General features: G+C 45.6%; 9 protein-coding genes. 5 read left to right on the top strand and 4 right to left on the bottom strand.

Annotated features, from left to right (window positions below; translation table 11 throughout):
* Positions 1 to 101: 101 nt before the first annotated feature.
* Both QZ327_RS13555 and QZ327_RS13550 read right to left on the bottom strand, forming a co-directional pair.
* Positions 102 to 1,232, bottom strand: a complete 1,131-nt coding sequence (locus QZ327_RS13555; RefSeq protein ID WP_294620150.1) for an AI-2E family transporter — start codon at positions 1,230 to 1,232, stop codon at positions 102 to 104.
* A 36-nt stretch (positions 1,233 to 1,268) separates the two neighbouring features.
* Positions 1,269 to 1,859: a thymidine kinase gene (locus QZ327_RS13550; RefSeq protein ID WP_294620148.1), complete on the bottom strand. Its 591-nt coding sequence runs from the start codon at positions 1,857 to 1,859 to the stop codon at positions 1,269 to 1,271.
* Between the two features lie 109 nt (positions 1,860 to 1,968).
* Here QZ327_RS13550 and QZ327_RS13545 point away from each other — a divergent pair, with 109 nt between their 5' ends.
* From QZ327_RS13545 to QZ327_RS13525, 5 genes are all read left to right on the top strand, one after another.
* Positions 1,969 to 2,520: a hypothetical protein gene (locus QZ327_RS13545; protein WP_294620147.1), complete on the top strand. Its 552-nt coding sequence runs from the start codon at positions 1,969 to 1,971 to the stop codon at positions 2,518 to 2,520.
* Between the two features lie 12 nt (positions 2,521 to 2,532).
* Positions 2,533 to 3,207: a 16S rRNA (cytidine(1402)-2'-O)-methyltransferase gene (rsmI, locus tag QZ327_RS13540; RefSeq protein ID WP_294620145.1), complete on the top strand. Its 675-nt coding sequence runs from the start codon at positions 2,533 to 2,535 to the stop codon at positions 3,205 to 3,207.
* Between the two features lie 34 nt (positions 3,208 to 3,241).
* A complete protein-coding gene (locus QZ327_RS13535; protein WP_294620143.1) occupies positions 3,242 to 4,120 on the top strand; it encodes a hypothetical protein in 879 nt (292 codons plus the stop codon).
* Positions 4,121 to 4,203: 83 nt separating this feature from the next.
* Positions 4,204 to 4,896 carry a YjjG family noncanonical pyrimidine nucleotidase gene (locus QZ327_RS13530; RefSeq protein WP_294620141.1) on the top strand — a complete coding sequence of 231 codons (693 nt, stop codon included), beginning with the start codon at positions 4,204 to 4,206 and terminating at the stop codon, positions 4,894 to 4,896.
* 53 nt (positions 4,897 to 4,949) lie between these two features.
* Positions 4,950 to 5,609: a MarC family protein gene (locus QZ327_RS13525; RefSeq protein ID WP_294620152.1), complete on the top strand. Its 660-nt coding sequence runs from the start codon at positions 4,950 to 4,952 to the stop codon at positions 5,607 to 5,609.
* A gap of 101 nt (positions 5,610 to 5,710) precedes the next feature.
* Here QZ327_RS13525 and QZ327_RS13520 read toward each other — a convergent pair whose 3' ends face one another.
* Both QZ327_RS13520 and QZ327_RS13515 read right to left on the bottom strand, forming a co-directional pair.
* On the bottom strand, positions 5,711 to 7,321 hold the full coding sequence (locus QZ327_RS13520; RefSeq protein WP_294620139.1) for a RagB/SusD family nutrient uptake outer membrane protein: 1,611 nt from the start codon (positions 7,319 to 7,321) through the stop codon (positions 5,711 to 5,713).
* A gap of 21 nt (positions 7,322 to 7,342) precedes the next feature.
* Positions 7,343 to 10,306: a SusC/RagA family TonB-linked outer membrane protein gene (locus tag QZ327_RS13515; protein WP_294620137.1), complete on the bottom strand. Its 2,964-nt coding sequence runs from the start codon at positions 10,304 to 10,306 to the stop codon at positions 7,343 to 7,345.
* Between the last annotated feature and the right edge of the window lie 20 nt (positions 10,307 to 10,326).

Below are 10,326 nucleotides of genomic sequence, written 5' to 3'. Positions count from 1 at the left end.
TACCTGCTGAGCTAGCGAATCAATCCTTATTGCTGTTAAGCGGGTGCAAAGATAGGCACTTTTATTGAATATGCAAGGCTTGAGACGAAAAAAAGTTTGGACTATTCCTGCTTTTTAGTTTCTTCTTCTTGATTATCAATTGGTTTTGCCTTGTAAATAATTTCTCTATTGATAATGAAACGTTGGTAGTAGGAGAGCATTAGTGTTGTAAGCGGGAGTGCGATAATCATTCCCAACATCCCCATCAATGAACCCCAGATGGAAAGTGACAATAAGATGATGGCAGGATTTAGCCCGGTGATTTTTCCCATGACACGTGGTACGATAAACCCGTCTTGAATGGCTTGCACTATAATGAATACCGTCAGGGCCGAAGCGATGATTACCCAGAAATTACCGCCCGTATCGGATGCTTTCAGGATTGCCAGTATGATGGTGGGAACAAGACCTATGATTTGCAGATAAGGCACCATGTTCAATGCTCCGATGAAAAGGCCGAGGCCTATGGCGAGCGGGAAGTCGATGATAAGGAAACCTATACTGAACAAAATGCCGACACACAGGGCTACGAATGCCTGTCCGCGGAAGTATCTGTTCATGCCTGCTTTTATGTCGTTGAGTATGCCCACAACGATGGGACGATATTTTATAGGCACAAGATGTGTCCACCCCTCGGCAATGCTTTCATAGTCCAATAAGATGAAGATAACGTATAGCAGGATGATGAATACGGTGAATACGCTGAACAGTAAATCGATGGAGTCCGACAACAAGGACCATAGGCGGGGAACGGCGGCTTTTAGCGCATCCAGTAAATTCTCCTTGTCGAATAGTCCGGTTATGCTTCGGACATCAATATTGTCATGCAAGAATTCGGAGAGGGAAATGGGCACATTGCTATTATATGTTCCTTGGGAAAAGTATTGGACTAATAAGGTTTGCACTCTGCTGCATTCCTGTATCATGGGCGGAACTAACAGGTAGAACGCTCCGGCACCTGCAATCAGAAGCGTGAGCAACGCGCAGAATATGGAAACTATCCTGTTCTTCAACTTCAGGCGGTATTGGAAAAATGTGACCAGCGGATATATCAGATAGGCAATGAGCCAGGCGATGAAAAAGGGTAACAGAACGCTGCTTAATCGCTTCAGAAGCATCAATATGCCGATAATGACGACTCCCAGGATGACACCACGGATAAAACTGTCGAATGTAATCTTTTTACGTTCCATAGAATCCTGCTTTTAAATGATTACTTGCTTGTTCGCTTATCGGTCTTTCTTAATCGCCTGCAAATAACATTCCCGGCACAAGGGCTCGTACTCGGCTGTTTCGCCCAACAGCACTTGTTTGTCATTTTTTACGGTGCGGTGCGAGAATGAGGCAAGCTGGCCGCATTTTACGCAAATGGCATGCACTTTGGACACTTCGTCCGCAATGGCGCACAGTCCCGGCATGGGACCGAAAGGGTTGCCGCGGAAGTCCATGTCCAGACCTGCCACGATTACGCGTACGCCGTTGTTGGCAAGCTGGTTGCATACATCAATCAGACCATCGTCAAAGAATTGCGCTTCGTCAATCCCCACCACGTCTATTTCGGACGTGAACAGCAGGATACTTGCCGATGAATCTATCGGAGTAGAAGATATGGCGCGGCTGTCGTGCGACACGACATTCGCTTCCGAATAGCGTGTGTCTATTGCCGGCTTATATATTTCTACGCGCTGTTTGGCAAATTGGGCACGTTTCAAACGGCGTATCAGTTCCTCTGTCTTGCCGGAGAACATAGAACCGCATATAACTTCGATTCTTCCTCTGCGTTTGGTTTCCTGTATGTGGTCTTCCGAGAATAATACCATGTCTTTAAGTGTTATATTCAATCGCAAAAGTAATGATTTTGTTTGCTTCCCGACATTTTTTCATTATTTATTTCTACATTTGCCCCATTAATACGGACGGGAAAAGGATATGCAAATATTATTGAATGATATAGAACTCGATGTTCAGGAATTGAAATGTTTGATTCAGTCGATATCCGCTGATACAAACCCTGTGCTGAAGGCAGTTGCCAAAAGGAATATCCGTCAGATGCAGGAGCGCCTGAATGCATTGGCACGATTGCTGGATGACACTTCCGTGACGGCTCCGGCAGAGCATGCGGTCTCTGAGATTGCGGAGGACACGGTCGAATTGAAAGTCTTTTCCGCTCCCCCTGCGGCAGAAATCCCGGTTGAAACGACTCATGTTGCGGACACCGCCGCTTCCCCCACACAAATTTTGGCTGAGCGCATTAAGCCGGCTACAGACTTGCGCCATGCCATCAGCCTGAATGATTCGTTTCGCTTTACCCGTGAATTGTTTGGTGGAGACGCGGCGCGTATGAACGAGGTGGTACGCCGGTTAGGTGAAACTTCTTCTTTGGACGAAGCGATGTCCGTTTTTATGTCCACGATACAGCCGGACGAAGAAAATGAAGCGGCTGCCGATTTTATAGAACTTCTCAAAAAATATTTCGGTTAAAAAGTAACGGATATGGGAAAACTTTACGTGGTACCTACACCGGTAGGAAATCTGGAGGATATGACTTTTCGTGCGATTCGCGTCTTGAAAGAGGCGGATTTGATACTTGCCGAAGATACTCGGACTTCCGGTATATTATTGAAGCATTTCGATATAAAGAATGCGATGCAATCTCATCATAAATTTAATGAACATAAAACAGTGGAAAGTGTTGTTAATAGAGTAAAGGGTGGTGAGACCGTGGCGCTGATTTCGGATGCCGGTACTCCGGGCATTTCCGATCCGGGTTTTCTGGTGGTCCGCGAATGCGTCCGCAACGGTATCGAGGTGGAATGCTTGCCGGGGGCAACAGCTTTTGTTCCGGCATTGGTGGCTTCGGGATTGCCTAACGATAAGTTCTGCTTTGAGGGTTTTCTTCCTCAGAAAAAAGGTAGGATGACACGTCTGAAAGGGCTGGCGGAAGAATACCGGACAATGGTTTTCTATGAATCTCCCCACCGTTTGGTAAAAACACTGACGCAGTTTGCAGAATATTTTGGTGCGGAACGGCAAGCGTCCGTGGCTCGTGAAATATCTAAGATACACGAAGAAACGGTACGCGGCACACTCACCGAACTGATAGGGCATTTCACCGCCAACGAACCGCGTGGTGAGATAGTAATTGTAGTAGCAGGAATAGACGATTAGATAACTTCATTAACAAAACGTAAAAACAAAGCGTATGAAAAAGTTAGCAGTTTTAATTGTATGTGCAGCCGTTATGGCTTCATGTGACAGCTTTTCCGGTGGTAGCAAAGACCAATTGAAAGCTGAAAACGATTCTCTTTTGATGGAATTGACCCAGCGTAATGCTGAACTGGACGAGATGATGGGCACTTTCAATGATATTTCGGAAGGATTCCGCCAAATTAATGCGGCGGAAAATCGTGTGGACTTGCAGCGTGGCGCGGTTGCGGAAGGCGCTCCGAATGCAAAGCAACAGATAGCTTCGGATATTGAATTCATCCGTAAGCAGATGGAAGAAAACAAAGAGCAGATTGCCAAATTGCAATCCATGCTGAAAAACAGTAAGACCAATTCCGCGCAATTGAAAAAAGCTGTGGAGTCTTTGACGCAGGAACTGAACGCGAAAACCCAGCGCATCGAGGAGTTGCAGGCAGAGCTGGCTTCCAAGAATATCCGCATTCAGGAATTGGATGCCGCCGTGACGGATTTGAATGCTGTAAAGGATGAACTTACTGCCGAAAATGAAACGAAAGCCAAGACTGTGGCAGAGCAAGACAAGGCGCTTAACACTGCATGGTTCGTATTCGGAACAAAGAAAGAACTGAAAGACCAGAAGATTTTGAGCGGTGCCGGCCTGTTTAAAAAAGGGGATGTCCTGAAGGATAATGATATCAACAAGGACTACTTTACCCAGATTGATATCCGTACTACGAAAGAGATTAAACTTTATTCTAAAGATGCTGATATCCTGACTCACCATTCCACAGGCTCTTATGTTTTGGAAAAAGACGATAAAGGCCAGCTGACTTTGAAGATTACCAACCCGAAAGAATTTTGGAGTGTTTCCAGATATTTGGTAATTCAGGTGAAATAATTGCTTGATTGATAATTGATAGGGCTGTTACAAAAGCAAGCCGGCAAAGGCGCTTTTGAAACAGCCTTTTTAGTATTTCCTCTATGCCTTATAAAAATCTTTTTTTCGACCTGGACGATACGCTTTGGGCTTTTTCTCTCAACGCTCGTGATACGTATGAGGAAATGTACCGGAAGTATGGGTACAACCGTTATTTTACATCTTTCGAACACTATTATTCACTCTACCAACGTCGCAACCTGGAACTATGGGCGGAATATGCCGACGGGAAAGTGACGAAAGATGAACTGAACCGGCAGCGCTATCTTTATCCTTTGGAAACAGTGGGCGTATGCGATTCCGCTTTGGCAAAGGCGTATGAGAAAGATGCGCTTGCCACTATTCCCACCAAAAGAAAGTTGATGCCTCATGCACGTGAGGTGTTGGAGTATCTTTCATCCAAATATAATTTGTATATCCTTTCCAACGGATTTAAAGAACTCCAGTTCCACAAAATGCGCTCGTCGGGTATTGACGGTTATTTTAAGAAAGTAATTCTTTCCGATGATATCGGAATACTGAAGCCTTGGCCGGATATTTTCCATTTTGCCCTTTCGGCGACCCAGTCCGAACTGCGTGAGTCGCTGATGATTGGAGATAGTTGGGAAAGCGATATTGCCGGAGCTGCCGGAGTAGGAATGCATCAGGTGTTTTACAATCTGTCCGGCCGTGTGGATTTGCCCTTTGCTCCCACCTATCAGATTACGGACCTGAAAGAATTGTTGTATTTATTGTGACATTGATAGATTAGTTGTACTTTTGTTTTTAATGATAAACGTATAAAAATACTATTATGGAAGCTCTTGTTCCTTTTGCATTATTGTGTTTCACATCTTTCTTCACGTTGACTAATCCTTTGGGCACGATGCCTGTCTTTCTGACGATGACGCAAGGAATGACAGATAGAGAACGCCGTTCTATCGTCAGCCGTGCAACGTTAGTCTCATTTATGACTTTAATGGTCTTTGTCTTTGCCGGACAATTTCTTTTTAAGTTCTTCGGTATCTCAACCAATGGTTTCAGAATTGCAGGCGGTGTCATCATTTTCAAGATAGGCTTTGATATGTTGCAGGCACGCTATACACCGATGAAATTGAAGGATGAAGAAATCAAGACGTATGCGGATGACATTTCCATTACTCCCTTGGGCATTCCGATGCTGTGCGGTCCGGGTGCCATTGCCAATGCGATTGTGTTGATGCAAGACGCTCACTCTTTTGAGATGAAGGGAGTGCTTATAGGCACTATCGCCCTTATCTATTTTCTGACTTTCCTGATATTGAGAGCTTCTACCCGTCTGGTCAATCTGTTGGGCGAAACCGGAAATAATGTGATGATGCGTTTGATGGGACTAATCCTGATGGTAATTGCCGTAGAATGCTTTGTCAGCGGAATGAAGCCGATATTGGTGGATATAATCAAGGACGGCTGCTTGGGGATGATTAAGTAAGGAGATTGTTTTTAAACAGGCTCTTATACATTACCAATAAAAGAAAAGGGTGGATTTAGTTTTGAATCCACCCCTTTCTTATAATATATCCTTTAGTCTAATCAATTCTGGTCGTTCGGAGTAATCTGAGAGTTATTCTCGATTTCCGAAAGCGGTAATTGATAAAGGAACGGACGTTGTTCCTGATTATAACGGAACTTAGCGGCAGAGAAATGGTTGTTGTTTGCTGCACCCCAAGTTTCGTCTGTACGGTCTACAGGAATGTTCAAACGGCGATTGTCGATATACTCCAAACCTTCTCCCCAAAACTCGACGCGTTTCTGATAAATGATTTCCTCTATCAGGTCCGCCTTGTTCGTAAAGGCATAATCATAATCGGGTTGACGAGTCTTCATGAAGTTATTCAGTTCGGTTACCGCAGCAGGAGAATCCTTATGTGCCAAGGCTTCTATCTTCATCAGGTAAGCTTCTTCCGAACGCATGTAGATGTAATCTCCCAATTCCCATCCACTGAACACGCCGGCTTTGATGTTATCACGACCGGTACCGATGAATTTCACGGCTTGGTATTCTACGGAAGCAGGATATTGGGTATCACGCAGTAGTGTCACACGGATAGGGTTGCCGTTTTTGTCTTTGCTGTCTACACCTGTAGAGCGGTCGCAGCAGAACCATTGCAGACGAATGTCATTATCCGCAATGCGGTCTACAAACGGTTTGAAAGCGGCGCGCCATACACCGATACCGGCATAACCGTCGCCATAAGCGTCCATCTGCGAGAAGTAAGATCTGTAAATTGTTGCATTATCTGCTGTAACATCGCAACCGAATACCACATCCGGCAAACCGATGTTGCTGAATCCTTGCAATATCTGGTCTTCACCCTGCAATACAGGGAAATTATCTATTACCACTTGCGCATACTTTATCGCTTCATCCCATTCATGGATAACCATGTTCGCGCGAGCCAAGTGCATAGCCACTACACAACCGTCCATATCGGCGGGTGAAGAGGTGTGTGTCATATCCAGGCTCTTGAACAACTCGAAGGCGGTAGTAAGGTCGTCCATGATTTGTTCATAGATTTGAGCTACAGTGGCGCGCGGCTGGTCGCCTTCTGTGTGTTCTGTGATAAGCGGCACGCACGGAGCCTGAGAGAAGTCGTATTTTTCTCCATGTCCCCATTTCGTTCCATCCGCACCGGTATAATAAGAATATTGATACAGATAAGTCAGCTGCAAGTAAGCATAGCCACGGAAACCGAGGGCGATGGCACGGTATTTCAAATTGGCAGGATCTTCACTGTTGGGGTCAATCAGTTTGAGGATGCTGTTGGCATTGGCTATGGCACGATAGTACTCTTTCCAACGGTTATTGGTCGGGTTGTAGTTCTGTTGCCAGTAATCCAGTAAGTAATGATACAGACTCATGCCGAAACGTCCGGTCATAATCATGTCGTTACCCATCAGTGATGACAGGTAGTCAAAACTCTTCTGACCGAAATAGTTGTGCTGCATATCGACATCGACATACTGCTGCATATCGGTATACATACCTGCCACAGCGGCTGAAAAAGCCTTGTCAGGATCTTCCTGAGCCACATTGCCCAGTTGGTCTTCAGTCAAATAAGCGGTAACATCAGCATCTTCAATGCAAGATGTAAGCAGGCCTCCGACAAGGAGCACCTGTATCATATGTTTCATTATCTTCATATACAATTTTATTTTTTTAGTTTAGAATGTAAGGTTGATACCTCCGGAAATCACACGCATCGGAGAATAGCCTCCATATTCTTTATCAGAACCCGACATCGCCACGCGGGGATCGAAGCCCTGACGTTTGGACCATAAAGCAAGATTGTCTGCTGTAGCATAGATGCGCAGTTTCTCAACTCCGAATTTCTGCATCAGATTCTTCGGCAATGTGTAGCCCAAAGTGATGTTACGGATATTGAAATAGCTTGCCTTTATCAGGTTGAGGTCTGACTGCTGGGTGAAAGAGTTGGAAGCATTGTCGGCATTCCAAATAGGAAGTGCGCCTGTTCCAGTCTCCGGATTGAACGTCTTCCACATGTCCTTGTTATGACCTACGTAGAATGAAGCGCTCATTCCATCCAGGTAAGAGTAGTCATAAGCATAGCCACCAATTTGGAAAGCGGTTGCTATAGAGAGGTCGATACCTTTGTAAGAGAAAGTAGTGCTCAAACCACCGTTGAAGTCGGGCAGCGCGGATTTACCGATGAAGTAACGGGTTGCGTCTGCGTAAGTGGTGGTAGTGGTGCGTCCTATCACTTCTCCTTCGTCATTGGTCTCGTCCGTATACCACATGGCGTTTCCTTTTTCGTCCATGCCGGCATACATATAAGTATAGTACTCGAAGCGGTTCTTGCCTTCACGCAAGTTGAACGGACCGGAAGTGATACCGTCTTCACGGTTTTCTTCGGGCAGCGTCACGATGCGGTTCTTGTAGTGAGAACCCACAAGTGATACCGTCCACTTCAGGTCGGGTTGGTTGAAGATGTCTACGTTTACTTCAAACTCTATACCGGTATTCTTCATCGCACCCAGGTTTTCCCAGTTGTATGGGCGTCCGGCTGTAGAGAAAGCTACGGGGCGTTTGAAGAGCATATCGTCCGTACGGCGATAGAAGTATTCGAATGAACCGTATACTCTATCAAATAAGCGGAAGTCTACACCCACGTCAAAAGTCTTCTGTTTTTCCCACTTCAAGTCCGGATTACCGTAGAATTCCGGTGAATAACCCAGTTCGGAACCGTTCCAGGTAACTGTATATTGGTCTTGGTAAGGCGTGTACACATAAGCATAACCATAGTCCGAAAGAATGTCCTCGTTACCTTGGGTACCGTAAGACGCGCGTATTTTCAAGTCGTTCAGCCAAGAACTTGTCCCATCCATGAATGCTTCGTTGGAAATACGCCATGCGGCACCTACCGACCAGAAATTACCCCAGCGGTCCAGGAAGCGTGAAGTTCCGTCGCGACGGAAAGCAGCAGAAAGATAATATCTGTTATGGTAGTCATAGTCTGCCATGCCGAAATAACCCTCGATGTTGTGGTTCGCCTTGTAGCTGCTGATGTACTGCATTTGGCCACCGTTGTCCAATTCTGGATTGCTCGGATTAAAGAAGTTGGTCTTCTGTCCTGCAAAGTATTTGTATTCATACTTATAGTATTCATGACCTATTTTTGCCGACAGATGGTGATGATCGCCAAATACGTTGCTGTAAGCCAAAATCTGGTTGAAGTTAGTGGTCGTAGTATTGAAACTACCCTGTGTGCCACGACCGCCGAAAGACTGTCCGTCGCCGATAAGCGGCGTGTAATATATAGTCTGGCTGTTGTTCGTGAAATCATAACTGTAGTTTGCCGTAAACTTGAAATTCTTCAAGAACGAAATCTCTATATACGAACGTGAAGTCAGGTTATTGTATACCTTTTCACGGATGTCCTCTTTCATGTTGGCTATTACGTTCTGGTTAGTCGCCGTAGGACGTTTGGATGTGCCGTCTGTCTCACCGTTTCCGGCATCATACATGGGGCTTCCGTCTTGATAATATTTCATGTTACCTTCTGCGTCATAGGCATGAACCGGGAAGATAGGTGCCCAAGAACGTGCTACTTCGAAAGGATTGGAGGCTGCTCCGGCATTCTCAGACACACCGTTTTGCGTAGCTTTGGAATATCCCACATTGGTACCCACTTTCAACCAGGGTTTCAATTGGGAATTGACGTTGGCGCGAGCCGTAAAACGTTCATAAGAAGAACCTAATACGTAAGAATCATTGTCCAAATAACCCATAGACACATAGTAATCCGTACGGTCGTTACCGCCTGATGCGGAAACATTGTACTCCTGGCGGAAAGCGTTGTCGAACAGGGCATCGGCAAACGTGTCATTATAACGCAGGCGCGCATTGGGGTTAAGTTGGCCATCGGGTGTTACCAGATATTCTCCCTGCGGAACAATGTAAGCATTGTAATTACCCAGTTCGCCCAGCAAATCCTGACTGGCTGCCAGATTGGAATCTTCAATGGAGTTGCCGGCTGCCCAGTAGGTATTGCGAAGACCATACCAAGTCAAACGGTAGAACTCTCCCGGGTCGGTAGCCATATCATAGTCTTTGTATGCACGTTGTGCCACACCCCAAGTACCGTTGAAGTTGATGGCTACTTTGTCCTTGCGTCCGGTCTTAGTAGTAATCATAACCACGCCGCCGGCTGCACGAGAACCATACAAAGAGTTGGAAACAGCATCTTTCGATACGTTTACCGAAGCAATATCCGTAGGGTTGATGTCGGACAACTTACCGTTGAAAGGCACTCCGTCTACTACAATCAGCGCGTTGTTACTTGCCGAAATAGAACCTATACCGCGCAATACGATATTGGCATCCTGTCCCGGCTGTCCGGAAGAACTTACAACCTGCAAACCTGCCACGGCTCCTTCAAGTGCATTTGATACGGATGTAGCTTGTGAATTACTGATAATCTCATTCTTCACACTGCTGATAGAACCTACCAAATCTTGCTTGCGTTTAGTACCATAAGCCACCACAGTTACTTCGTCAAGTATTTCACTATCAGCTTTTAAACTGATTTTCAAACGGGATTTGATTGCCACCTCCAATGTCTGCATACCCACGAATGAAACCCGCAAAGTTTTCGCGGAACTGTACAATGTGTAATCAATTAATTACA

It is taken from the genome of uncultured Bacteroides sp., from assembly GCF_910578895.1.
Classification (GTDB): domain Bacteria; phylum Bacteroidota; class Bacteroidia; order Bacteroidales; family Bacteroidaceae; genus Bacteroides.
Note: the sequence above shows the minus strand (reverse complement) of the source record. Positions and strands in the feature narration are given on the sequence as shown.

Bases quoted from the DNA above. Each gene is read 5' to 3' on its own strand.
- rsmI (WP_294620145.1), top strand. From the start codon at position 2,533: ATGGGAAAACTTTACGTGGTACCTACACCGGTAGGAAATCTGGAGGAT.
- QZ327_RS13550 (WP_294620148.1), bottom strand. From the start codon at position 1,859: ATGGTATTATTCTCGGAAGACCACATACAGGAAACCAAACGCAGAGGA.
- QZ327_RS13555 (WP_294620150.1), bottom strand. From the start codon at position 1,232: ATGGAACGTAAAAAGATTACATTCGACAGTTTTATCCGTGGTGTCATC.
- QZ327_RS13545 (WP_294620147.1), top strand. From the start codon at position 1,969: ATGCAAATATTATTGAATGATATAGAACTCGATGTTCAGGAATTGAAA.
- QZ327_RS13530 (WP_294620141.1), top strand. From the start codon at position 4,204: ATGCCTTATAAAAATCTTTTTTTCGACCTGGACGATACGCTTTGGGCT.
- QZ327_RS13535 (WP_294620143.1), top strand. From the start codon at position 3,242: ATGAAAAAGTTAGCAGTTTTAATTGTATGTGCAGCCGTTATGGCTTCA.
- QZ327_RS13520 (WP_294620139.1), bottom strand. From the start codon at position 7,321: ATGAAGATAATGAAACATATGATACAGGTGCTCCTTGTCGGAGGCCTG.